This is a genomic window from Rhodoferax potami (assembly GCF_032193765.1).
Taxonomy (GTDB): domain Bacteria; phylum Pseudomonadota; class Gammaproteobacteria; order Burkholderiales; family Burkholderiaceae_C; genus Allorhodoferax; species Allorhodoferax potami.
This window is the reverse complement of sequence record NZ_JAVBIJ010000001.1, coordinates 3,687,204-3,710,093: the sequence shown is the minus strand read 5'-3', so window position 1 is coordinate 3,710,093 and position 22,890 is coordinate 3,687,204. Positions and strand designations below refer to the sequence as shown.

At 61.2% G+C, this 22,890-nt stretch carries 28 protein-coding genes; 18 read left to right on the top strand and 10 right to left on the bottom strand.

Annotated elements, in window-relative coordinates; genetic code table 11:
* The first annotated feature begins 148 nt into the window (after positions 1 to 148).
* The 4 genes from RAE21_RS17865 to RAE21_RS17850 are packed head-to-tail and all read left to right on the top strand — an operon-like array spanning position 149 to position 2,989.
* A complete protein-coding gene (locus RAE21_RS17865) occupies positions 149 to 1,105 on the top strand; it encodes a calcium/sodium antiporter (protein ID WP_313882521.1) in 957 nt (318 codons plus the stop codon).
* A 13-nt stretch (positions 1,106 to 1,118) separates the two neighbouring features.
* Entirely contained in the window at positions 1,119 to 1,358 is a 240-nt protein-coding gene (locus RAE21_RS17860) for a Na+/H+ antiporter NhaA (protein ID WP_313882520.1), read from the top strand.
* Between the two features lie 20 nt (positions 1,359 to 1,378).
* Entirely contained in the window at positions 1,379 to 2,368 is a 990-nt protein-coding gene (nhaA, locus tag RAE21_RS17855) for a Na+/H+ antiporter NhaA (RefSeq protein WP_313882519.1), read from the top strand.
* A gap of 12 nt (positions 2,369 to 2,380) precedes the next feature.
* Positions 2,381 to 2,989 (top strand): YqhA family protein, encoded by a 609-nt coding sequence (locus RAE21_RS17850; protein ID WP_313882518.1) that lies wholly within the window; start codon positions 2,381 to 2,383, stop codon positions 2,987 to 2,989.
* A gap of 167 nt (positions 2,990 to 3,156) precedes the next feature.
* On the opposite strand, the gene RAE21_RS17845 is transcribed toward RAE21_RS17850, so the two are convergent.
* Together RAE21_RS17845 and RAE21_RS17840 are read right to left on the bottom strand one after the other, a co-directional pair.
* Complete coding sequence (locus RAE21_RS17845; protein WP_313882517.1) at positions 3,157 to 3,639, bottom strand: DUF456 domain-containing protein; 483 nt, start codon at positions 3,637 to 3,639, stop codon at positions 3,157 to 3,159.
* A 138-nt stretch (positions 3,640 to 3,777) separates the two neighbouring features.
* The gene (locus tag RAE21_RS17840) at positions 3,778 to 4,101 is read right to left on the bottom strand and encodes a Dabb family protein (protein ID WP_313882516.1); all 324 of its coding nucleotides are present in this window, start codon (positions 4,099 to 4,101) and stop codon (positions 3,778 to 3,780) included.
* 153 nt (positions 4,102 to 4,254) lie between these two features.
* On the opposite strand from RAE21_RS17840, the gene RAE21_RS17835 reads away from it, so the two are divergent.
* Together RAE21_RS17835 and RAE21_RS17830 are read left to right on the top strand one after the other, a co-directional pair.
* Positions 4,255 to 6,486 carry a malate synthase G gene (locus RAE21_RS17835; RefSeq protein ID WP_313882515.1) on the top strand — a complete coding sequence of 744 codons (2,232 nt, stop codon included), beginning with the start codon at positions 4,255 to 4,257 and terminating at the stop codon, positions 6,484 to 6,486.
* A 133-nt stretch (positions 6,487 to 6,619) separates the two neighbouring features.
* On the top strand, positions 6,620 to 7,105 hold the full coding sequence (locus RAE21_RS17830; protein WP_313882514.1) for a c-type cytochrome: 486 nt from the start codon (positions 6,620 to 6,622) through the stop codon (positions 7,103 to 7,105).
* Positions 7,106 to 7,194: 89 nt separating this feature from the next.
* On the opposite strand, the gene mmuM is transcribed toward RAE21_RS17830, so the two are convergent.
* The 4 genes from mmuM to RAE21_RS17810 all read right to left on the bottom strand — a co-directional run bounded on the left by mmuM (position 7,195) and on the right by RAE21_RS17810 (position 10,447).
* Entirely contained in the window at positions 7,195 to 8,139 is a 945-nt protein-coding gene (gene mmuM / locus RAE21_RS17825) for a homocysteine S-methyltransferase (RefSeq protein WP_313882513.1), read from the bottom strand.
* A gap of 88 nt (positions 8,140 to 8,227) precedes the next feature.
* Positions 8,228 to 8,923 carry an ABC transporter permease gene (locus RAE21_RS17820; protein ID WP_313882512.1) on the bottom strand — a complete coding sequence of 232 codons (696 nt, stop codon included), beginning with the start codon at positions 8,921 to 8,923 and terminating at the stop codon, positions 8,228 to 8,230.
* A 2-nt stretch (positions 8,924 to 8,925) separates the two neighbouring features.
* On the bottom strand, positions 8,926 to 9,606 hold the full coding sequence (locus RAE21_RS17815; RefSeq protein WP_313882511.1) for an ABC transporter permease: 681 nt from the start codon (positions 9,604 to 9,606) through the stop codon (positions 8,926 to 8,928).
* Between the two features lie 55 nt (positions 9,607 to 9,661).
* Positions 9,662 to 10,447: a transporter substrate-binding domain-containing protein gene (locus tag RAE21_RS17810; protein WP_313882510.1), complete on the bottom strand. Its 786-nt coding sequence runs from the start codon at positions 10,445 to 10,447 to the stop codon at positions 9,662 to 9,664.
* 206 nt (positions 10,448 to 10,653) lie between these two features.
* Here RAE21_RS17810 and RAE21_RS17805 point away from each other — a divergent pair, with 206 nt between their 5' ends.
* On the top strand, positions 10,654 to 11,121 hold the full coding sequence (locus tag RAE21_RS17805) for an Lrp/AsnC family transcriptional regulator (RefSeq protein WP_313874918.1): 468 nt from the start codon (positions 10,654 to 10,656) through the stop codon (positions 11,119 to 11,121).
* A 32-nt stretch (positions 11,122 to 11,153) separates the two neighbouring features.
* Here the strand turns inward: RAE21_RS17805 and RAE21_RS17800 are convergent, their stop codons facing one another.
* Positions 11,154 to 11,612, bottom strand: a complete 459-nt coding sequence (locus tag RAE21_RS17800) for a CYTH domain-containing protein (RefSeq protein WP_313882509.1) — start codon at positions 11,610 to 11,612, stop codon at positions 11,154 to 11,156.
* Between RAE21_RS17800 and RAE21_RS17795 the strand changes: the two genes are divergently transcribed.
* Positions 11,611 to 11,892, top strand: coding sequence for a cysteine-rich CWC family protein (locus RAE21_RS17795; RefSeq protein WP_313882508.1), 282 nt, complete (start codon positions 11,611 to 11,613; stop codon positions 11,890 to 11,892). The two genes, RAE21_RS17800 and RAE21_RS17795, sit on opposite strands and share 2 nt — an antisense overlap.
* Here the strand turns inward: RAE21_RS17795 and RAE21_RS17790 are convergent.
* Positions 11,861 to 12,187 carry a hypothetical protein gene (locus RAE21_RS17790; protein WP_313874915.1) on the bottom strand — a complete coding sequence of 109 codons (327 nt, stop codon included), beginning with the start codon at positions 12,185 to 12,187 and terminating at the stop codon, positions 11,861 to 11,863. The two genes, RAE21_RS17795 and RAE21_RS17790, sit on opposite strands and share 32 nt — an antisense overlap.
* Positions 12,188 to 12,272: 85 nt before the next feature.
* Between RAE21_RS17790 and RAE21_RS17785 the strand changes: the two genes are divergently transcribed.
* The 6 genes from RAE21_RS17785 to RAE21_RS17760 all read left to right on the top strand — a co-directional run bounded on the left by RAE21_RS17785 (position 12,273) and on the right by RAE21_RS17760 (position 17,335).
* The gene (locus RAE21_RS17785; protein ID WP_313882507.1) at positions 12,273 to 13,766 is read left to right on the top strand and encodes an AMP nucleosidase; all 1,494 of its coding nucleotides are present in this window, start codon (positions 12,273 to 12,275) and stop codon (positions 13,764 to 13,766) included.
* Positions 13,766 to 14,698, top strand: coding sequence for an ATP-binding cassette domain-containing protein (locus tag RAE21_RS17780; RefSeq protein ID WP_313882506.1), 933 nt, complete (start codon positions 13,766 to 13,768; stop codon positions 14,696 to 14,698). The genes RAE21_RS17785 and RAE21_RS17780 overlap by 1 nt, the downstream gene beginning before the upstream one ends.
* A gap of 1 nt (position 14,699) precedes the next feature.
* Entirely contained in the window at positions 14,700 to 15,527 is an 828-nt protein-coding gene (locus RAE21_RS17775) for an ABC transporter permease (RefSeq protein ID WP_313882505.1), read from the top strand.
* Between the two features lie 6 nt (positions 15,528 to 15,533).
* A complete protein-coding gene (locus tag RAE21_RS17770; RefSeq protein ID WP_313882504.1) occupies positions 15,534 to 16,277 on the top strand; it encodes a substrate-binding periplasmic protein in 744 nt (247 codons plus the stop codon).
* 105 nt (positions 16,278 to 16,382) lie between these two features.
* Positions 16,383 to 16,850 (top strand): MarR family winged helix-turn-helix transcriptional regulator, encoded by a 468-nt coding sequence (locus tag RAE21_RS17765; protein ID WP_313882503.1) that lies wholly within the window; start codon positions 16,383 to 16,385, stop codon positions 16,848 to 16,850.
* A 56-nt stretch (positions 16,851 to 16,906) separates the two neighbouring features.
* Positions 16,907 to 17,335, top strand: a complete 429-nt coding sequence (locus tag RAE21_RS17760) for an organic hydroperoxide resistance protein (RefSeq protein ID WP_313882502.1) — start codon at positions 16,907 to 16,909, stop codon at positions 17,333 to 17,335.
* 54 nt (positions 17,336 to 17,389) lie between these two features.
* On the opposite strand, the gene RAE21_RS17755 is transcribed toward RAE21_RS17760, so the two are convergent.
* On the bottom strand, positions 17,390 to 17,815 hold the full coding sequence (locus RAE21_RS17755) for a potassium channel family protein (RefSeq protein ID WP_313882501.1): 426 nt from the start codon (positions 17,813 to 17,815) through the stop codon (positions 17,390 to 17,392).
* A gap of 136 nt (positions 17,816 to 17,951) precedes the next feature.
* Here RAE21_RS17755 and RAE21_RS17750 point away from each other — a divergent pair, with 136 nt between their 5' ends.
* From RAE21_RS17750 to RAE21_RS17735, 4 genes are read left to right on the top strand one after another with little or no spacing between them, the layout of a single operon-like run.
* Complete coding sequence (locus RAE21_RS17750; RefSeq protein WP_313882500.1) at positions 17,952 to 18,701, top strand: metallophosphoesterase family protein; 750 nt, start codon at positions 17,952 to 17,954, stop codon at positions 18,699 to 18,701.
* The gene (locus RAE21_RS17745; protein ID WP_313882499.1) at positions 18,698 to 20,215 is read left to right on the top strand and encodes a serine/threonine protein kinase; all 1,518 of its coding nucleotides are present in this window, start codon (positions 18,698 to 18,700) and stop codon (positions 20,213 to 20,215) included. Before RAE21_RS17750 ends, RAE21_RS17745 begins: the two co-directional genes overlap by 4 nt.
* A 53-nt stretch (positions 20,216 to 20,268) precedes the next feature.
* Positions 20,269 to 21,321, top strand: coding sequence for a serine/threonine protein kinase (locus tag RAE21_RS17740; RefSeq protein ID WP_313882498.1), 1,053 nt, complete (start codon positions 20,269 to 20,271; stop codon positions 21,319 to 21,321).
* On the top strand, positions 21,318 to 21,998 hold the full coding sequence (locus RAE21_RS17735; protein WP_313882497.1) for a phosphatase PAP2 family protein: 681 nt from the start codon (positions 21,318 to 21,320) through the stop codon (positions 21,996 to 21,998). Before RAE21_RS17740 ends, RAE21_RS17735 begins: the two co-directional genes overlap by 4 nt.
* Here the strand turns inward: RAE21_RS17735 and RAE21_RS17730 are convergent.
* The gene (locus RAE21_RS17730; protein WP_313882496.1) at positions 21,995 to 22,849 is read right to left on the bottom strand and encodes an NAD-dependent epimerase/dehydratase family protein; all 855 of its coding nucleotides are present in this window, start codon (positions 22,847 to 22,849) and stop codon (positions 21,995 to 21,997) included. The genes RAE21_RS17735 and RAE21_RS17730 overlap by 4 nt on opposite strands.
* Between the last annotated feature and the right edge of the window lie 41 nt (positions 22,850 to 22,890).

The following is a 22,890-nucleotide window of genomic DNA, read 5'->3' as shown; positions in this document are numbered from 1 at the left end:
GCTGATGCAGTTCAGACTCGCCGACACCCTTGGGAAAGACAATCAGAAATGAGTGGTGAAAGCAAAGATGAAAGCGATCATCCACCTTTCCAACGGCATACTTCGGCGTCATCCAAACTAGTGAGCGCATAACCGGGAGCTGAAACGCATGGACATCTGGATATCTATTGGCCTGGGCTTGGTATTGCTCGTGGTGGGAGGAGAGTTGCTGGTGCGTGGCGCAGTTGCCTCCGCCACAGCATTAGGGGTGTCGCCCCTGCTGATTGGACTGACCCTGGTCGGGTTTGGTACCTCGACGCCCGAACTCGTAACCAGTGTGACTGCCGCACTGAATGGCTCGGCGGGCATTGCAGTAGGCAATGTGGTGGGATCCAACATCGCCAACATCCTGTTCATACTCGGCCTTTCCGCCATCATTTACCCGATGGCGGTGAACCCCAAAGGCTTCAGGCGCGATGCCATCATGCTGTCGGCAGCCGCCCTCGCCTGCCTGGGTGTGGTGCTGTACGGGCAAATGGGCATGGTGCTAGGGGTGGCTTTTATTGCGAGCCTGTTGGCTTACGTAGTTTTTGTGTACGTGCAAGAAAAGCGTGCTCCAGATGAGGCCGCAGTGGTTGCAGAACACCGCGCAGAAGATGCGCGCCCCGGACCTCGCCACCTGACCTTTTCTTTGGCCATGGCCATCGGCGGTATTGCAATCACCATCTTTGGCGCACGCTACCTGGTGGACGGCTCTATTGCCCTCGCCAAAACACTGGGCGTTTCGGACACCATCATCGGGCTCACGATTGTGGCGGTAGGCACATCCATGCCGGAGCTGGTCACTTCTGTGATGGCGGCCTTGCGCAAACACGCGGACGTGGCTTATGGAAATATCGTCGGCTCCAACATCTTCAACGTGCTCTTTATTTTGGGAGCCACCTCGATCATCCAACCGATCGACATGCCTGCGCAAATCGCAAGTTTTGACATTTGGGTCATGCTGGCGACGACTGGTTTGCTGGTGTATTTCGCCCGATCGGGGGCGATGCTTCAACGCTGGGAGGGCTGGGTGCTTCTAGGCTCGTATGGAGCCTATACCGGCTATCTTGTGTCTATTGCCTGATGATGCCCACACCATGTCAGTAACATCGCCCGCCCCAAAAGTTTTTGGCTTCTTGCCCCAAGAAGCTGTGCCAGGCGCACTGCTGGTTTTTGTCGCTGCTATCGCGATGGTGGTGGTGAACTCGCCCTGGGGGCCGGCGTACCAGTCGGTTCTAGCCACTTCGTTCAGCATCGGCCCTACTGGCGGTGGCATTGAAATGAAAGTGGCTTACTGGATCAAGAATGCGCTGATGGCGCTGTTTTTTTCTTCGTAGGTCTGGAGCTCAAGCGCGAAATGCTGGAAGGCCAGCTTTCAAACCCCAAAGCGGCCCTGCTACCCGTGTTGGCTGCAGCAGGCGGCATGGCAATGCCAGCCCTGCTGTTTTTAGCCTTGGCTGGGAGCGCGGGTTTTGGTAAGGGTTGGGCCATTCCAGCGGCCACCGATATTGCATTTGCACTGGGCGTCTTGTCGCTTTTAGGCCATAGGGTACCGATCGCACTCAAGGCATTTTTGTTGGCGGTCGCGGTAGTGGACGACCTTGGCGCCATATTGATCGTTGCCTTTTTTTACACCGAACAGGTGTTGACCGACTATCTGCTGATGGCGGCAGGCGTTAGCGCGCTACTGATGGTGATGAACCGCTTGAGAATCGCATCGGTGAGTCTGTACATCGTGGTGGGAATCGTCTTATGGGTCGTCATGTACCGGTCAGGCATCAGCCCGACCATAGGGGGCGTGATCGTCGCGGCATGCGTTCCGCTGAAAGACAAGGACGGCCATAGCCCCTTGCACGAGGCAGAGCACAGCTTCCGGCCTTGGGTATTGTTTGGCATCATGCCCGTCTTTGCGTTCGCCAACGCCGGCATCAGTTTGGACGGCGCGAGTGAATACCTTCTGCACCCGATTACCCTAGGTTCCGCATTGGGCCTGGCGGTGGGCAAGCCGGTCGGCATCGTTTTGATGACTTACTTGGGAGCAATGCTTCTGAAAGCCAATAAACCAGGCAACTGGTTGCAGGTTATCGGGGTGGGGTGTATCGCGGGTGTGGGCTTCACCATGAGCCTTTTTGTAGGCGCGCTGGCTTTCACGGACCCAGCCTTGGCGACACCGGTACGACTAGGTGTGTATGTGGGCTCTATTTTTTCGGCAGTCGCAGGGCTTTTGATTTTGTCTCGCGCACTGCCTACAACGGGCACGGGTGCAGGTTTTGGTCAACAAGACCAGACCCGGCCCTTCATCCTTGCCGAACCCAAGTACGAAGAGTACGAAAAAAATAAACCATAGCAGTGGTGCGTGATGGGCGCAGCCTCCGTAAAGTGGATGTGCCCAAGAAGCAAGCACCATTGCCTTTGGTATTCAACTCACTCTCATGGAAGCCATTCACAAATGGAAAAAGTTCTCTCTAAAGTAGGCACTTTGCTCTACGGCATGCGGTTCAGCATGCTTTTCTTTTATGTCGGGCTGGTTTTCATCATCATTGGCATATTGGGAAAATTCTTGCTGGAAAGCTACAAGCTCATGCAAACCCTGCTGTTTGGTGAACTTGAAAAGATCGACCTCATCATCAAAGTCCTGGAACTCGTTGACATGACCATGGTGGCGCAGTTGGTGTGGGTAGTTGCCCTCGCAGGGGTCTCGCTATTTGTCACGACCGGGCACTTCGACAAAGTGGACATCAAAAAGCCGGATTGGTTAGACCATGTAAACACCTACAACCTGAAACTGAAGCTGGCTTTTGCCATCATTTCGATATCAGGTGTGCATGCGCTCAAGACCTATCTGAGCAGTGACTTGAGCCTGGAGAGCATCAAGGTCGTAACTATGGTTGCCATCATTCATTTCACATTTGTGCTTTCAGCCATGGGAATCTCGTTTGCCGAACGCATGACCCGAGACAAGCACTGATTCCCTCATAGAGGGGGTTGCAATGGAGTCTCTTGCTTTGGACACACACTGCAACCTACGGAGCGCTTGTTCTATGCGTGGCTGCCCGGCGCTGCAGGCCTAGGAATTGCACCGGGTTGCCTCGCGAAGAATGCCGGCCTGACTGTCGAAAATGTTTAATTACTGCTTCAAATCAACAACGCAGCCACAAACACCCCGACCATCACGAAAGCTAGCACGACCTTGGCTAGCAGCCCGACCATGATCCCCACCCAGGTAGCCAACCCTACCTTCAAGGCATGGGCCTCATCTTTCCGAGCGACGTACTCACCCATCGCAGCCCCCACCAACGGCATAAAAAGCACTCCAACCAAACCCATGAGTAGTCCGAGGACCGTGCCGATCGCTGCGCCCAGCAAAGCCATCTTGCTCGCTCCGGCCCTTTGGGCCCCGAGTAGCCCCGCCGCATAGTCCAGACCCCAAGCTACAAGGGCCAGCACGCTGGTCGCCGCCACAGTCACCAGGCCCACTTTTTCAAAGTTGTCGATCCAGGCACCCAGCACAATGCCCGCCCACACCAGAAGGGTGCCGGGCAAAACCGGCAGTACTGTGCCAGCGAGCCCAAGCACGATCAAGATCACACACAGCAACCACAGCAACGCCATTTCCATGTTTCGCCTTCAAATGCAATTTCAGTACTCTTCTGACGCATAGCCACGCGACAGTAATTGGCGGTATCGCATCCCAATTCAAGGTCTGCAAAAGGGATGCGACGCCCTCTGCTCTGGCAGTTTCTAAGAAATGCGAACTTAAGAACGTCCATCACACTCGGATGTGAATCGGTAGTCCACCACCAGCACATCGTCCAGCGCCGGCTTGAGCTGCTCGACAAACGCCAAGTGATCGGGATGCGGCAGATAGGTCGCGCGGGCGGCCTCATCGGCGAAGGTGAGGTTGAAGCAGTGGGTAAAGCCTTTAGCTAGGCCTTCGGGGCTGTTGTTAGTGCCCCATTCCAGGCTTTGCACGGCGCTGATCTTGCTTGCCAATGCGGCAAACGCAGCTTCTATGGCTTGAACCTCAGCGGGCACCGTGCCAGCTTTGAACTTCAGCAGCACCAGATGGCGTATGGGCATGAACTACATCCTAAAAAGTCACAAATCGATTGATATTCTTCCATATAGAAATCCGCAAAGGATGGAATACAGTACATCCATAGCCTGAGGGCGTTTCCCCTCGTGCGACCCGTTTTCACTTTGTTGAACGCCCCTTCCTTTGAAAGGCCCACCATGACGACAACTACCCCCCGCAAGACCGAACGCACTGCTGAGCACCGCCTGCAAGTCGCGACCAGCCTGCACAGCTTCATCCAAGACAAAGTGCTGCCTGGCACCGGCATTGCGCCTGAGGCTTTCTGGAAAGGGTTTGACGCCATCGTGGCCGACTTGGCCCCTAAGAACATCGCCCTGCTGGCCGAGCGCGACCGCCTGCAAACCGAGCTGGACACCTGGCACAAAGCCAACCCCGGCCCCATCAGCAATATGCCTGCGTACAAGGCATTCCTGGAAAAGATCGGCTACCTGGTCGAGAGCCCCAAGAAGGTAAAGATCACCACCAAAAACGTGGACGCAGAGCTGGCTACCCAAGCCGGCCCGCAGCTGGTGGTGCCCGTGCTCAACGCCCGCTACGCCTTGAACGCCGCCAACGCCCGCTGGGGCAGCCTGTATGACGCGCTGTATGGCACCGACGTGATCAGCGAAGACAAGGGCTGCGAAAAAGTAGGACCCAAGGGTTACAACCCCAAGCGCGGCAAGAAGGTCATTGAATACGCCCGTAACGTGCTGGACCGCTGCGCACCGCTCAAGAAAGGCTCACACGTAGGCTCTACCGGCTACGCCATAAAGGGCGGCGACTTGGTCGTTACCTTGAAGGACGGCTCCACCTCCAAGCTGGCCGACAAGGACCAGTTCGTGGGCTTCCAGGGCTCTGCCAAAGATCCTTCCAGCGTGCTGGTGATTCACAACGGCCTGCACCTCGACATCATCATCAACCGCGCCACGCCCATCGGCAAGACCGACGCAGCCGGTGTGAGCGACTTGGTGCTCGAAGCAGCCCTCTCCACCATCCTGGACTTGGAAGACTCCGTGGCAGTGGTGGACGCCGAAGACAAGGTGCTGGCCTACGGCAACTGGCTCGGCATTCTGCAAGGCACTTTGGTTGAGAGCTTTGAAAAAGGTGGCAAGACGCTGACCCGTGGCCTGAACGGCGACCGCGTGTACACCGCGCCCGACGGCAAGAAAGACGTGAAGCTGCACGGCCGCAGCCTCATGTTTGTGCGCAACGTCGGCCACCTGATGACCAACCCGGCCATCACCTACACCGCTGCCGACGGCACAACGAAAGAGATCCCCGAAGGAATCATGGACGCCGTGGTCACCACCACCATCGCCCTGCATGACCTGAAGAAGACCAAGAAAGACGCCATCCGCAACTCGCGCAAGGGTTCGGTCTACATCGTCAAACCCAAGATGCACGGCCCCGCTGAAGTGGCGTTTGCCGCCGAGCTATTCACCCGCGTGGAGCAGATGCTGGGCCTGCCGGACAGCACCGTGAAGCTAGGCATCATGGACGAAGAGCGCCGCACCAGCGTGAACCTGAAGGCTTGCATTGCCGCCGCCCAAAGCCGCGTGGCCTTCATCAACACCGGCTTCCTGGACCGTACTGGCGACGAGATGCACACCGCCATGCAAGCCGGACCCATGATCCGCAAGGCGGACATGAAGAGCAGCGCCTGGATTGCCGCCTATGAGAAGAACAACGTGCTGGTGGGCTTGTCCAGCGGCCTGCGAGGCAAGGCACAGATCGGCAAGGGCATGTGGGCCATGCCTGACCTGATGAAGGCCATGATGGAGCAGAAGATCGGCCACCCCAAGGCCGGTGCCAACACCGCCTGGGTGCCCAGCCCCACCGGCGCCACCCTGCATGCCCTGCACTACCACCAGCTGTTGGTCAGCGACGTGCAAAAGGAACTGGAAAAGACCAACTACGAGAAAGCCCGCCCCGGCATCCTCGACAACCTGCTGCAGATCCCGGTGACCGCCACCCCCAACTGGACAGACGCCGAGAAGCAAGCCGAGCTGGACAACAACGCCCAAGGCATTCTGGGCTACGTGGTGCGCTGGGTGGACCAAGGCGTGGGCTGCTCCAAGGTGCCCGACATCAATGACATCGGCCTCATGGAAGACCGCGCCACCTTGCGCATCAGCAGCCAGCACATGGCTAACTGGTTGCAACACGGTGTGGTGACTAAGGCCCAGGTGGAAGAGACCTTCCAACGCATGGCCGCCAAGGTGGACAAGCAAAACGCCGGCGACAAGCTGTACACCCCCATGGTGGGTAACTTCAAGGGCGCGGCGTATCAGGCGGCGACTGAGCTGGTGTTCAAAGGATTGGCGCAGCCCAGCGGATATACCGAGCCGCTACTGCATGCTTGGCGCTTGAAGGTGAAGGCGGCTGCGTAAGCCAGCCCTCTGAGAGAACGGCACCTTCGGGTGCCGTTTTTGTTGGTGGTGCCGGCTCCTGAAAAAGCCCGCGCCCAACAATGCGATGCCTTTCGCGCGACACTCGGGGACCCCACTAACAGAGACCCAGAACATGCACCCGGAAGACGACACCCCACCTCAGCGGCCACGTTGGCTTGCGGCGGCACTTATCGTGGCGGTGCTGGTGGTGGTCGCAGGCATGCTGCTGGTGGGCTGGCGCACGCTGCAGGCCGACAACAGCAAAGGCGAAACGATCCAAAGTGCCGCTGTACCTGCAAAAAGCGCCAGCGGTGTGGTGGCGCCAACATCACCGGTTGCCCCCGCTGCTTCGCTGGCGCTGGGCCAAGCTGCTGTCAACGCTTCCAACTGCATGCGCTGCCATGGCGTAGACAGGCGTTATGTCGGCCCCGCATTCAATCAAGTGGTTGCGCGCTATCAAGGCCGGCCGGATGCGGTGGACTACCTGGCGGGCAAGATTCGCAATGGGGGCTCTGGCGAGTGGGGCCGGGCCCTGATGCCCCGCCACCCGCAGCTCAGCGAGGAGCAAGCGCGGCAGATGGCGCAGTGGGTGATGTCGCTGCCCCCGGCAGCGCAGTGAGCTACAGCAACACCTAAAAACGCTACGTTTTTTGTAGCTACCTACGCATATTTCATGGGCGCTATAGGCCCATTTCATACTTCAACACATCAAACTACGGCCATGTGTCGGACCGCCCGGATATCGTCCGGGCCAGTGCGACAGCAGCCACCAATCATGCGGGCACCTTTGGCTTGCCAGCGCGCAGCCATCTCCGCATAAGCATCCGCCGGGTTGCAGGCACCGGTCCAGACCTTGCCTTGAGCGTCGTAATGCTCACCGGAGTTCGGGTAGACCAGCACCGGCTTGGTGGTGCGGGTCTTGGCCTGCTCCACCAGGCTGGCCACATGCTCAGGCGCCGTGCAGTTCACGCCGATAGCCACAATGTGCGGGCTTGCCTCCAGCGCGGCTACGCAATCAGCCAAGCGCTCGCCCTGCACGTTGTGCTCGCCGTCTTTGCAGGAGAAGCTGATCCACGCATTGATGTTGTTTTGCTCTGCGAGCACATCAGCAATCGCCATGGCTTCGTCCAGGCAGGGAATCGTCTCGCAGGCCAGCAGGTCGGCGCCCGAAGTCGCCAGCACTTGCATGCGCTCGCGGTGGAAGTCGGCCAGCGCGGCACGGCTCAGCCCGTAGTTGCCGCGGTACTCCGAGCCATCGGCCAGCATGGCACCGTACGGGCCTACCGACGCGGCCACCAGCGGGCGCAGGCGGTCCACGCGGTTGGCAGGCTCGGCCCAGAACGCATCGCGTGCCTCGCAGGCCAGAGTCACCGACAGGTGCATCAAATCAGCGGCCTCCGTGCGGCTCATGCCACGACGGGTAAAGGCTTCAAAGGTGGCCTGGTAGCTGGCAGTGGTGGCCACATCGGCCCCGGCGGCAAAGTAGTCTGCGTGCACCGCGCGAATGAGTTCAGGTTGCTCGATCAGCAGCTTGGCGGACCACAGCGCGTCATTCAGGTTGGCGCCGCGACGCTCCAGCTCGGTGGCCAGAGCGCCGTCCAGCACCATCAGGCGGTCGTGGGCGAGAAAACTATTCAGGGGATTCAGCATCATGGAGCTCATTCAAAAATTCGAGGATGAGCTTAGACAAAGCGCCTGCGCGGCGGCGGCAATTTGCCTGGCCTCTGTGCAGACAAGCAGCTCAGGCAGCGTGGCTTTTGCGGCGTCGCTCCAGAAAATGCACACCCGCCGAAATCAGCAGGGTCAACGCGCCATAGACCACGCCAGCCAACACCAGCGCATCCGTGGTGTACGACTCATTTGAGAGGCGGCGGGCCACACCAGTCAGATCAAACACGGTGATGGTGCTCACCAGCGCCGTGGCTTTGAGCAAGGACACCACTTCGTTACCCAAAGCAGGAGTCGCAATGCGCAAAGCCTGCGGCAGCACGATACGGCGCAGCAAAGTGCCGGACGGCATGCCAAAGGCGCGAGCTGCCTCGGTTTGGCCAGCGGGAATGGCCAGAATGCCGGCGCGAATGTCTTCGGCCATGTAGGCGGCAATGTTGAGCGTTATGGCTATGAGCCCACAGTAAAACGCGTCCTCCAGCACCACCCACGCAGCGGAGGCGCGCACCCACTCAAACTGGCTGAGCCCGTAGTACAGCAGGAACATCTGCACCAGCAGCGGCGTGCCCCGAAAAGCGGCGCCATAAAAGCGCACCAGCCGCCGCACAACCGTTCCGCCATGCGTGGCACCCAGCGCCAAGCCCAGCGCCAGCACCAAACCGGCCACGCCCGAGGTAGCCCACAGTTGCAGGGTAACGACCAGGCCTTCCCACAGTTCGGCACGGTTGTCCTGCAGCAGGACGAGGATGTCGGTAAACCAGGCGTCCATAGCTAACTGCGGTGAGCCTGATAGGGGCGCTGTGCCCGCCGCTCCAGTGCGGAGACCAGCGGGTCAGACAGCGCCAGCAGGCAAAAATACATCACGGCTGCCGCCATCAAAAACATAAAAGGCTGGTGCGAAGCCTGGGCCGCCATGTTGGACTTCTTCAGCAGGTCTTCCAAGCCGACCACCGACACCAGCGAGGTGTCTTTGAGCAAGGATTGCCAGAGGTTGCCCAGACTGGGAATGGCAATGCGCCAGGCCTGCGGCAAGCGCACCAGAAAGAAGGTTTGCACCGGGCTCAGGCCCAGCGAGCGGGCGGCTTCCAGCTGCCCGCGCTCCAGTGCCACAAAGCTGCCGCGAAACACCTCGGAGGAATAGGCTCCCAGCACCAGCGCCAGAGACACCACGCCCGCAAAAAACGGGCTGATGTCAAACGCGCTGTCAAAGTGGTTGTTGATAAGGTTGGAGAGCCCGAAGTAGCACACCAGCACCACCAGAAACTCGGGCACCCCGCGCAGCACACCGGTGAACACGGCCACCGGGCGGCGCAGCCAGGCGTGGCGGCTAAGCTGGCAGGCCGCCAGCACCAAGCCCAAAGCCAACCCGCACACCAGGGCGGCGCAGGCCAGTTGCACGGTCATCAGCGCACCTTGCAGCAGCTGGCCCGTGTAGGCCTGCAAAACATCCATCTCGACTCCGGGAAAGCACGGCCACCGCCCGCACGGGGCGGTGGCGGCCTGTCAATTACTTGCTGGCGGGAGCAATGCTAAACGGAAACACTTTCTTGTTTTCAGCAGCGAAGGTGCCGTCGGTCAGCACCTTTTTAATGGCTGCGTTGAAGCGGGCCTTCAGGGGGTCGCCCTTGCGCACCGCAATGCCGGTGCCTTCGCCGAAGATTTCCACGTCGTTCACCGGCTTGCCGGCGAAGTCGAAGCCCTTGGCCTTGCCGGTCTTTTGCAGCCACTCGTAAGCGACCGTGGTGTCGGTCAAGGTGGTGTTCAGGCGTCCGGCTTCGAGGTCCAACCAGATCGCGTCCTGGTTGGGGTAGGCCTTGGTGGAAACGCCAGACTTGGCCTTGGGCAGGCGCTTCTTAAAGTACGTCTCGCTATTGGAGCCGCTGTAAACGCCCACGGTCTTGCCGCGCAGGGTGGCCGGGTCTTCGGTGATGCCGGAGCCCACTTTGGCGACGTATTGCACGGGTGCCAGGGTGAACAGGTCGGTAAAGTCCACCACTTTTTTGCGCTCAGCAGTGATAGACATCTGGGCCAGCACGGCGTCAATCTTCTTGGCTTTGAGCGCGGGGATAAGCGCATCAAAGTCCATGGTCACGTATTCGCACTTGGCTTGCATGTGCTTGCACATCGCGTTGCCCAACTCGATTTCCATGCCCTTGAGTTGGCCGGATGCATCCTTGTACTCAAACGGAGGGTAGTCGGACAGGGTGCCGATACGCACCACATCCTGGGCTTGGGCCAAACCAGCCGCCAGGAACAGACCACCCAACAATGCTTTCACAAACTGACGCTTCATTCTTTGTTTCTCCATCCGGGCGCCCCACCGCAAGACGCCGCTTTGTTCAACCAACACTGCGTTTTCAAGACGCAAAGGAAACTCAAGTTTCGCCCAAAGAAATAACGGCAGGCGGCGTATTCGGCACTTTTCACGCGGCAAAACGGCACACAAGGCACCTTGCACGCCGATGGAGCCCGACACCCCACGCTGCCTACAATGCACCAATGGAAACGCCTTTGGACCCCTTTGACCGGAAAATTCTGGAGTTCGTGCAACGCGATTGCCAGGTCAATGCAGAAGTGATTGCCGAGGCCGTCGGCCTGTCTGCGTCCGCGGTGCAGCGGCGCCTGCGCCGGTTGCGGGCGGAGAAGGTGATTACGGCCGAGGTTGCCATCGTGGACCCGCAGGTCGTGGGCCAACGCATGCAGTTCATCGCCGGCATCGAGCTCAAAGACAACTACGAGGCCCTGCCCCGCATCCGCGTATGGGTACAAAAAGAGCCTGAAGTGCAGCAGCTCTTTTATGTGACAGGTGCGGTGGACTTGGTGATGGTCATCCTGAGCAAGAGCGTGAAGGAGTACGACGCTCTCTCCGCCCGACTCATGGCCGAAGTGCCCCAGGTGATTCGCATGACCACCAATGTGGTGATCGATGCAATGAAATCGGACCTCTATGTGCCGGTGGACGAATAAGACTGCCCATCACCGGCAACAAGACCTAGTGATCACCAAGCCCTGAAAGGGTGTGTTGCGAGGTTGGAGTTGAAATAGCGGGCATCGTGGGTGACCTCTGCGCCCAGCCAAGCGGGGTGCTCGAACGCTTGGTCTTCGGACGCCAGCTCTAGTTCTGCGACCACCAAGCCCGCGTTGTCGCCCGCAAACTCGTCGACCTCCCAGCGCATGCCGGCATGCAGCACGATGTAGCGGGTCTTCTCAATCAAGGGGCCATCGCACAAAGCCAGAAGCGCAACCGCATCCGCGCACGGGATCGGGTACTCAAATTCAGCCCGACTTGCGCCGGTACTTTGGCCCTTGACGGTTAGATAAGCAGCATCCCCAGCCACGCGCACACGCACCGTGCGTGCTTTGTCACGGTTCAGGTAGCCCTGCCGGTACAGCACGCCACTGTCGTTGCGCCAAGCGTCCCCGCTCACCAAAAACTTGCGTTCGATCTCAATCCCCATGAAGCACTCCGTATGTGAGCTGCGGGCAGCGGATGGCTACACTGCCAACACCATGACCACTCCGCCAACCATCAACCCTCAAGTGTGCCCTGTGTGCGGCAAGGCGAACCAGTGCGCCATGGAGCTTGCGAAAGCTACCGGCCAAGCGCAAGGCCCTTGCTGGTGCACACAGGTGAGTTTTAGTGCAGAGCTACTCGGCCGCATTCCCCCGCAAGCCCAGGGTTTGGCCTGCGTTTGCGCAGATTGCGCTACTCAATCTGGTGCAGCGCCGTCAGATTGATCAGCGCCGAAATCACTTCGGCTTTGAAGCCGACCCGTTTGGTAGCGCCATCTGAGTAGCCGCCATTCAAGATCAGGGTCCGGATGTACTCGACGCAATCCCGGTGGCCCCAGAACCGCTCGATCGCCAGGGCAATGCGGATGTGGTGCTCCGCGATGATGGCCATCTCGTGGTCAATTCGGGCCTGCAAGGGCCGCTCGTTCAAAGGCAGGGGGCGCGTGTCCAAGTCATCGTCTTCCCACTGCAAGGAGGGGAAGCCGGTTTCGGTGTAACGAGAGTCTTTGGGGTCAGTCACCAGAGTTCACTTAGGTGGTTCTGCTCACACTTTACCCCATGCCCCTTGTCTTCGCAGCGCAAAAATACGGCGGCACAATGGGCGCATGACCAGCCATCCTTCTTTCATCGCACCCGCCCGATTCACCGACGCCGCCACTGCGCTGGCGCAGGTTCACGCCATTTACGACCAAAGCATCGCCCATCTGCGCCACGCGATGCAACGATTTGTGGCCGGCGAGGATCTGGGCGGCCATGTGCGCGCCTGCTATCCGCTGGTGCGCATCCACACCGACACCGTGTCGCGCAAGGCGGCGGCCGACATTGCTTGCCTGAGCTACGGCTTTGTGGCCGGCCCCGGCCGTTTTGAGACCACGCTCACGCGGCCTGACCTGTACCACCGCTACTACCTGGAGCAGTTCCGCCTGCTGCTGCAAAACCACGGCGGCGAGATTGAAGTGGCCACCAGCAACCAGCCGATTCCGGTGCACTTTTCGTTTGCTGAGCATGACCATGTGGAAGGCCAGATGAGCGCCGAGCGCCGCACCCTGATGCGCGATGTGTTCGACCTGCCCGACCTGGCCGCGATGGACGATGGCATTGCCAACGGCACCTACCAGCCCCGCCCGGGCGATGCTCTGCCGCTGTCGCTGTTCACTGCGCCGCGCATGGACTACTCGCTGCACCGCCTGCGCCACTACACCGGTACCGGCCCGGAGCACTTCCAGAACTTTGTGCTTTTCACCAACTACCAGTTCTATATTGATGAGTTCATCGCGCTGGGCCGCAAAGCCATGCAGGACCCGGACAGCGAGTACATCGCCTTTGTAGAACCCGGCAACATGGTTACCCGCCGGGTGGGCCTGCCCGCCGAAGCGGCAGACGCTTTGGGCAAAGAGCCGCCCCGGCTGCCGCAAATGCCCGGCTACCACCTAGTGCGCTCGGACAATGCCGGCATCACCATGGTGAACATCGGCGTGGGCCCGGCCAACGCCAAAAACATCACCGACCACATTGCCGTGTTGCGCCCGCATGCCTGGATCATGCTGGGCCACTGCGCCGGCCTGCGCAACAGCCAGCAGCTGGGCGACTATGTGCTGGCTCACGGCTATGTGCGCGAAGACCATGTGCTGGACGAAGAGCTGCCGCTGTGGGTGCCGATTCCGGCGCTAGCCGAGATTCAGGTCGCGCTGGAGCAAGCCGTGGCGGATGTGACGCAGGTCAGCGGTAGCGCGCTCAAGAGCATCATGCGCACCGGCACCGTGGCCAGCACCGACAACCGCAACTGGGAGCTGCTGCCCGACAACCAGCCCCAACGCCGCTTCAGCCAGAGCCGCGCCGTGGCGCTGGACATGGAAAGTGCCACGATTGCCGCCAACGGCTTCCGCTTCCGTGTGCCCTATGGCACCTTGCTGTGCGTGAGCGACAAGCCGCTGCACGGCGAAATCAAGCTGCCCGGTATGGCCAACCACTTCTACCGCGAGCGGGTGGATCAGCATTTGCGCATCGGCATCCGCGCGCTAGAACTGCTGCGCTCACAAGGTATAGACCAGTTGCACAGCCGCAAGCTGCGCAGTTTTGCGGAAGTGGCATTTCAATAATGACAACACCGAACTCCACTTTTTTCGAGGTCGACCACCTCTACAAGCGCTATGGCGATGCCGAAGTCGTCAAAGACCTGAGCTTCAGCATCGCACCGGGCGAGTGCCTCGGTGTGATCGGCCCCAACGGCGCCGGCAAAACCACCACCATCCGCATGTGCCTGGGCCACACCGTGCCCGACGGCGGCACGATCACTGCGATGGGCTTGCAGATGCCCCATGAGGCCATGGCTATCAAGGCGCAACTGGGCGTGGTGACCCAGTTCGACACCCTGGACCCTGACTTCACCTGCGCCGAAAACCTGCTGGTCTATGGCCGCTACTTCGGAATGAAGGACGCTGCCATCAAGGCCCGGATTCCGCAGCTGCTGGAGTTTGCGGCTCTGACCCACAAGGCCAACGCCAAACCCGGCGAACTGTCCGGCGGAATGCGCCGCCGCCTGAGCCTGGCCCGCGCATTGGTGAACGACCCCAAGCTCCTGCTGCTCGACGAGCCCACGACCGGCTTGGACCCGCAGGCCCGCCACCTGATGTGGGAGCGCTTGCAGGTGCTGCTGCAGCAAGGCAAGTCGATACTGCTGACCACCCACTTCATGGACGAAGCCGAGCGCCTGTGCAACCGCCTGCTGGTGCTGGACCATGGCAAGAAGATTGCTGAAGGCACCCCGCGCGACCTGATTGCGGCGCACCTGGAGCCTGATGTGGTCGAGGTGTTCGGCGTTGGCGCCCACGCGCTGCTAGACAGCCCTTTGCGTAGTTTGGCCGCGCGGGTGGAAGTGAGCGGTGAGACCGTTTTCTTCTACACCCAGGACTCTGCCCAGTTGCTACAGGCGCTGGTCGCTTATCCGCAGTTGCGCACCCTGCACCGCCCGGCCAACCTGGAAGACCTGTTTTTGAAATTGACCGGACGCCAGATCCGGGAGGACGCCTGATATGAGCACCCCCACAACTGCCCGCCTTCTCAAACCCCAGAGCATTTGGCGCGCGCCCGAGCTGTCCATGCGCTTTTGGCCGGTGTTTTTGCGCAACCTGCTGGTCTGGCGCAAGCTGGCTATTCCCAGCCTGGTGGGCAATATTGCCGAGCCCTTGATGTGGCTCGTGGCCTTCGGCTACGGCATGGGCGCACTGGTGGGGCAGATCACGGTGAACGGGCAGCAAGTGCCCTACATCCTGTTTCTGGCCAGCGGCTCCATCTGCATGAGCGCCATGCAGTCGGCCTCGTTTGAGGCCTTGTACTCCGCCTTCAGCCGCATGCATGTGCAAAAGACGTGGGACGGCATCATGAATGCACCCGTGAGCTTGGACAACGTGGTACTGGCCGAAATGCTGTGGGCGGCTTTCAAGTCGCTGTTCACTGTGACGGCCATCTTGGGGGTGATGTTGGTGCTCGGTATCAGCCACAGCCCCAAGCTGCTGGTGGCCTGGCCCATTTTGTTGGGAGTGGGCATTACCTTCAGCTGCATCGCGCTGATCTTCAATGCACTGGCCAAGGGCTACGACTTCTTCACCTACTACTTCACGTTGTTCCTCACGCCCATGATGTTTTTGAGTGGTGTGTTTTTCCCCTTGGATCAATTGCCATCTGCGGTGCGGGTCGTCGCCGACTGGTTGCCCCTGTCCAACGCGGTGGCCTTGGTGCGACCGCTGTTCATGGATCAGTGGCCGACAGATGCCTGGCGTCACGGCCTGGTGCTGTTGGCCTATGCAAGCGGTGCGTTTTGGGTTGCGCTAGCTTTCACACGCAAGCGGTTTTCCAAATAACGCCCCATGCCCCGACTCCTCCACATCGCCCTTGCCAGCCTATTGGTGCTGGGGCTCCGGCCTGCAGCGGCGAATGAGGTGGCGCTGGTGACGCTGGACTGGCCCCCCTATTCCGGCACCCTCGCCAATCAGGGTTTCTTGTCGGTGGTGTTGCGCGAGGCCTATGCCACGCAAGGGCACAGCGTGACCGTTACGGTTCTTCCGTGGCTCAGAGCCATCAAGGTGGCTATGGGCGGCAAGCGCAACGGCCCCATGGGCTTTTACTCGGCGTCGCAACAAGAGTGCCTCGATGCCAATGGCCGGACATCCGACCCCATCGGCTACTACCAGTTTTTTTTGGCGCAACGCAAGGGCAGTCAGCTGACCTGGCGCCATTGGAAAGACTTGCACGGCAAGCGCATCGGGGTGATCGAAGGGTATGACAACGGCCCGGACATTGCGCGTTTGGTATCGCAGTCCTTGGTCAAGGTGGATGTGGCGCCCAACGATTTGTCCAGCCTTCAAAAACTGGCGGCCAAGCGTGTGGACTATGCCGTGATCGACGCTCGGGTCTTTGAGTACCTCCAAAAAGCGCATGCACTCTCCTCGCTCGAACTGGCAGCCCGGCCAACCACCGGCAAGTTGCCCCTGTACGTGTGCTTCAACCTCACACCTTCGGCAGAGGCAATGCGGCTCGTCCTGAACGAAGGACTCAAGAAGGTCAACGTGGAAGCCATCGCGCAGGCCTACTTGCGCTCCGCAGGCCCTTAGCAGAATCCGGCCTGATGCATGCACCCCGGCTGCTATCGCCCTACGCCACATAAGCATTTCACAATTTAATTGCACACAATTTAATCGCGAAATACAATTCAGCCCATGCCCCACAGCGCACACCCACTTCCCGCCAACGATGCTGCCTTGCGGCTGGACAACCAGCTGTGCTTTGCGCTGTACTCCGCTTCACTGGCCATGACCAAGCTGTACAAGCCCTTGCTGGACGCCCTGCAGCTGACATACCCGCAATACCTGGTCATGCTGGTGCTGTGGGAGACCGATGGCCTGAGCGTTTCTGCCCTGGGCGAGCGCCTGTTCCTTGACTCCGGAACGCTCACGCCCTTGCTCAAGCGCATGGAGGCCAGCGGCCTGTTACGCCGTCAGCGCAGTGCCCAAGACGAGCGCCGTGTGGAAGTGTTTGTAAGCCCCGAAGGCCGCGCCCTGAAAGCCAAGGCCATCAGTATCCCGGCCTGCGTTGTTGCCGCCAGCGGCTGCCCCGTGCCGGAGCTCATGGCTCTCACTGGACAAGTTCAAACCCTGCGTGACCGGCTGACCGGCTCACACGGTTAAACCCCTTCACGATTACCCCCAACCGCTGCTGACGCAGCTTTTATGAAAGAAGCACCATGGTCAACAAGATCGAGAAAGTTCTCTACACAGCGCACGCCACCTCCACTGGCGGCCGTGACGGCACCACACGCACTTCCGACGGCCTGTTGGACCTGAAGCTGGCAGTGCCCAAAGAAATGGGTGGCGCTGGCGGCGGTGTGAACCCTGAGCAGCTGTTTGCCTCCGGCTACAGCGCTTGCTTTATCGGCGCCCTGAAGTTTGTGGCCGGCACTCAAAAGATCGCCTTGCCAGCAGACGTGAGCATCAACGCATCCGTCGGCATCGGCCAGATCCCCCAAGGCTTCGGCATTGAAGTCGCCCTGGAAGTCAGCATCCCCGGCATGGACCGCGCTGCTGCTGAAGCCCTGGTTGCCAAGACCCACGAAGTCTGCCCCTACTCCAACGCGACACGCGGCAACATCGAAGTGACCATCACGATCGTTTAATCGCGATCTGCCCCGCGGTGCCCTGGCGCCGCAGGCCTTACAAGCCGGCACGCCTCAGGGCGCGTCGGCTTTTTGTTTGCCGCTTGCGGATTGCTGTGCATGCACCTCCTCGCGCAAGTGCCGCACCTCCAGGCGCAGGGCATGGATTTCGCGCAGCAACTCACTATCCACCGCGCGCTCTTCCACCTCCACCAGCATGGCTGCCACCGACGCGGTCACCAGCGACAGCACCGCCAGCCCCATGAGCACCACCAGCACCGAAAAAAAGCGTGAAGCGTGTGTGCTGGGCACAATATCGCCATAGCCCACGGTCGCTGCCGTCGTGAAAGCCAGCCACAAGCCGTCGCTATAGGTTTCTGCGCGTGGCTCCAGCACCCAGAAGCCCAGGCCCCCGATGCCCAGAATCAACATGCACAGCCCCAGCGAATACGCCAGCCCCCGGCGGCCGATCACGAGTTTGTGGAGTTTGACTTTGCGCATGCAAGCACTGTAAGAGTGCCCGGAGCGGCAGACTTTGACCTGCATCAATCGGCGCAAGCCCCTGCGTCTGCAAACTTGCTGTCAGCCCGGCGGAGCATGATGCGCAGATCACCCGAATAACAACGATGGAGACGCGATGAGATTGGCTTTGTTGTCCGACATACACGGCAACCTGCAGGCATTGGAGGCCTGCCTGGCCCATGCACGCGCGCAAAAAGCACAGCGATTTGCATTTCTGGGGGACATGGTGGGTTACGGCGCACAGCCGGCAGAGGTGGTGCAGCGCATCATGCTGCTCACCGAAGAGGGCGCCATCGTGCTCAAAGGCAACCATGACGCCATGGCGGTCGCCCCCCCTGCAGTGCCCAAAACGATCGGCGACAGCACTGCCGACTGGACGCACCGGCAACTCAGCAGCAGCCAACGGGAATGGATCGCCGCCCTGCCTCTCACCCACCACATGGACACCGTATTGCTCGTCCACGCCAGTGTGGACGCCCCCGAACTCTGGCGCTATGTCTACGACGAGCGCAGTGCCACCGAGAGCCTAAACGCTGCCGGCGCGCTACCCGATGTGCGCTACGTGTTCGGCGGCCATGTACATCTGCAAAGCCTGTACTACCGGGGCACCAGCGGGTTGATGAAGTTCACCCCGCAGGCCGGTGTGGCCGTACCGGTGCCCAAACACCGGCACTGGCTGAGCACCGTAGGCTCGGTCGGCCAGCCCCGCGACGGCAAGCCCGAGGCCATGTACGCCCTCCTCGACACCGAGCGCCAACAGCTGACCTTTTACCGGGTGCCGTATGACCATTTCGCGGCGGCCACCGCCATCCGCGCAGCGGGCCTGCCGGAATTCTTCGCCCAGCGCTTGGAGCAAGGCCGATGAAACTGCTCGAACCGGGCGAGGTGCTGGACGGCTTCCGTATCGAAGCCTGCATCCACTCCGGCGGCATGGCCCATATTTACCGGGTCGTGTATGCCGACGGGCGGCCGGGGCCCGGCTTTGACATGGCCATGAAGGTTCCCCGCATGACCGCGGGCGACGGGGCGGAGAACATCGTCAGCTTCGAGGTGGAGTGCCAGATCATGCAAGCCCTGAGCGGCCCGCATACCCCCCGGTTTGTGGCCGCCGGCGACCTGGTACACGTGCCCTATCTGGTCATGGAATACGTGCAGGGGCGCACCCTGCAGCACTGGCTGGATGGCCCACAACCTCTAGATGTAGCTGAGATCACGCGCCTGGGCGCAGCCGTGGCCCGCGCCGCCCATGCACTGCACCAGCAAAACACGGTGCATCTCGACCTCAAACCCGCCAATGTGCTGATCCGCGGGGACGGCAGCGCAGTGCTGCTGGACTTCGGGCTCTCTTGCCACGCGCACTTTCCGGATCTGCTGGCCGAGCAATTGCGCAAGGCGGTGGGCTCGCCCGCGTGGATTGCCCCCGAGCAGGTAGTGGGCGTGCGGGGCGACCCGCGCAGCGATGTGTTTGCCATCGGTGTCATGCTCTACCAGCTGTGCACCGCAGAGTTGCCCTTTGGGGAGCCGCTCACCCAAGCCGGCCTGCGCCAGCGCTTGTGGATGGACCCGGTGCCGCCGCGCAAGCGCCGCCCGGAGGTGCCTGCCTGGTTGCAAGAGGTGGTCTTGCGCTGCCTGGAGCCGGAGGCCGCCAAGCGCTACCCGTCGGCCGCGCATCTGGCCTTTGACCTGGCACACCCGACCCAGGTGCATGTCACCCAGCGCGGCACCAACATCCAAGGCACCCCGTTTCGCACCCATTTCAAACGGTGGATCAAGGCAGCGGGCATGCACTACCAGCCCAGCCCCTTGCCGGCCCAACAGCTCGAAGAAGTCCCCATCGTCATGGTGGCCGTACCGCACAAAGATGCGAGTGATGCCACCCTCTACAGCCTGCGCCAAGCGGTCGCCAGATCACTGGGCACCCGGCCGGGCGCACGGCTGGCGTGTGTGACCGTCATCTCCGGCAGCCAGACCAGCGCCTCGGACGACAGCAAAAGCGAAACCCATGTGCACCGGCGCTACCTGAGTGCGCTGCGTCAATGGGCCCAGCCGCTGGACCACCCGGGCCACCAGATGTCGTGCCATGTCCTCGAGAGCAGCGACGTGGCACAGGCCCTGCTGGACTATGCGCGGGGCAACCAGGTGAGCGTGATCGTCATGGGGGCGGCCACCCACGGGCTCAAGACCCAACGCTTTGTCGCCACGGTACCGATCAAGGTGGCAATGGAGGCGCCCTGCACTCTGATTCTGGTCAAGCAGGCCTTGCCTTTCGAGCACTTGGGTGCAGACGCACGCACCACCGCGTCAGCGGGCTACTCGGACTCCGACGCCGAGCCGGGAGGCCTCTCCGGCTATGGCGACGACCTCGGCCCGCTAGGCTGAACGGACTGCCGGGCGTACCCCGCCCGGGCGGCAAAGCGGGGGACAATGCCCGCATGAACTCCCCCACCGCGCTCGGCGCCGCCCATCCCTTTGAAACCCTGACCCCGGACGTGGTGCTCGACGCGCTGGAGAGCGTGGGCTTGCGCGGCGACGGGCGGCTCACCGCCCTCTCGTCGTACGAAAACCGGGTTTACCAGGTCCAGCTCGAAGACGGCGCGCCGGTGGTAGCCAAGTTCTACCGCCCCGAGCGTTGGAGCGACGCGCAAATTCAGGAAGAGCACGACTTTGCCGCCGAGCTGATGGCCGCCGAGATTCCGGCCGTCGGCCCTTTGGTACTGAACGGCCAGACCCTGCACCGGTTTCAGGATTTCAGCTTCAGCGTGAGCCCGCGCCGTGGTGGCCGCCCACCTGAACTTGACGATGGTGAAGTGCTGGAGTGGATCGGCCGCTTTCTGGCGCGTATCCACACCGTGGGCGCGCGCCGCCCCTTTGTGCAGCGCCCTGCACTGGATGTCCAGACCTTTGCGGTGGAGCCGATGCAGTGGCTGCTCGCGCACGACTGCGTGCCACTGGATGTGCAAACCCTCTGGAGCAAGCGCTGCCAGGAAGCTATTGATTTGATAGCTACTCGCGCAGATATGGCGGGCGCTACAGGCCAAAACAAGACCAATTCGAGCGGTATACGCCAGCTGCGCCTGCATGGCGACTGCCACCCCGGCAACATTCTCTGGACGCCGACCGATGCCGCGGCCAGCGCCGGTCCCGGCCCGCATTTTGTGGACTTGGACGACGCGCGCACCGGCCCGGCAGTGCAAGACCTGTGGATGCTGCTCAGCGGCGACCGGCAGCAGCAAACCCGGCAGCTCGGCATGCTGGTGGATGGCTACGAGCAATTCCGCGAGTTCGATCGCATGGAGCTGGCCCTGATTGAGCCCCTGCGCACGCTGCGCCTGATTCACTACGGCGCCTGGCTGGCGCGGCGCTGGAGCGACCCGATTTTTCCGGTGAATTTCCCGTGGTTTGGCAGCAGCGATTACTGGAAAGGCCAGATCCAGATGCTGGAGGACCAGATCGAGGCCATGAGCGACAACCCCCTGATCGTATGAGCGAGGCCTTGAGCAACACCCCGATTGCGCCGGTCTGGTGGACCGTGACCCATTTCGGCTCGTCTAGCCTGCTGTTGCCGGCGTTTGTGTTGGTGGCATTCGGGCTGTGGCGCAGTGGCGCACAGGCCGCTGCCCGCCGCTATGTGATGGCCATGACGGCTGCGGTGGCACTCACCGTGACCAGCAAGTGCCTGTTTTACGGCTGGGGCATCGGCATCGCCGCGATCGACTTCACCGGCGTGAGCGGCCATGGCCTGCTGGCCGCGGCCATATTGCCCTTGTTGCTACGGGGTTTGCCCGGCCGGTGGGGGCGCGATCTCGGCGCTCCGCTGGGTGCCGCGCTGGCCTTGCTGGTGGGCGTTTCGCGGGTCGTGGTCGGCGCGCACAGTGTGAGTGAGGTCGTAGCCGCCTGGCTGCTCGGGCTGGCGGTCAGTGTGCCGGTGGTGCGGCGTTTGGGGCAGGTGCCTCTGCGGCACCCGGCTTCCCGGTGGGCGCCTTGCCTGCTGGTGCTGGCCTTGAACACCAGCACTGCGACGTACCTGCCGACCCATGCGATGGAGGTCCGGATTGCGCTCTGGCTCTCGGGCAAAGTCCAACCGTTTCGCCGGCACCAGTTGCATCAATCGGCACCAGCACCTGCTACCCCTGTCCCGACTGTGCAGGCCGGCGCTAACTAAGCAAGCACGTCGGTCACGCCATACCGTGGCGCATAGCCCAGCAGGCGGGCGGCCTTGGCATGAGAAATCAAGGGCTCGGCGCCGGTAAAGTCAGCCGCGAACTGCGTCACCTCGGGCCAGAACTCGGCCATCAAGGCGCGGCCGTCGCGGCCGGTCCAGTTGTGCGGGCCGGTGATGAAAAAGGCTTCGTGCTGCTGCTCCAGCTCGACTTCGAGCGCCAGGCGGTGCGCAGTCGCCACATCGCGGGCATCCACAAAGGTCCACAAGTTTTTGTACCAGTTGGGGTACTCCGCCACCAGCGAGCGGTAAAACGGGCGCTGGGCATCGTCAGGCAGCCAGACCCAGGGCATGCGCAGGCACACGGTGCGCAGCCCAAAGCGGTCGGAATAGGTTTTGCAGATCTGCTCGCTCACCACTTTGCTCAGGCCGTACGGGTCCTGCGGGCGGGCTGGATGGGCTTCGTCCACCGGGATACAGAGGGGCGCCAGCCGGTGCGCCGCAAAGGCAAAGCCCATGGTCGATTCGCTGGAGGTGAACACTACCTTGGCAATGCCATGCTGGGCAGCGGCTTCGAGCACATTGAAGGTGCCGTTCACATTCACATCAAACACCCGCTTGGCCGGGTCGTTGAGCGGGTGCGGAATGCCCGCCACGTGCATGACCGCGTCATAACTGGCCATGGCCTGCAACACCGCATCGAGCTGCAATACGTCAACGGCATGGTGCGCCACATCATTGCGAGCAGGGGCGGCCAGATCGAGCACCCCCACGGTGTACCCGTGCTGCACCAGATCGTCCACAATGTATTTGCCGACGGCCCCGGTGCCGCCTGTAACCAGAATTTTTTTCATGGCGCCATGGTAGCGGCGCCCACCGTTCCCGGAGTGAAGCA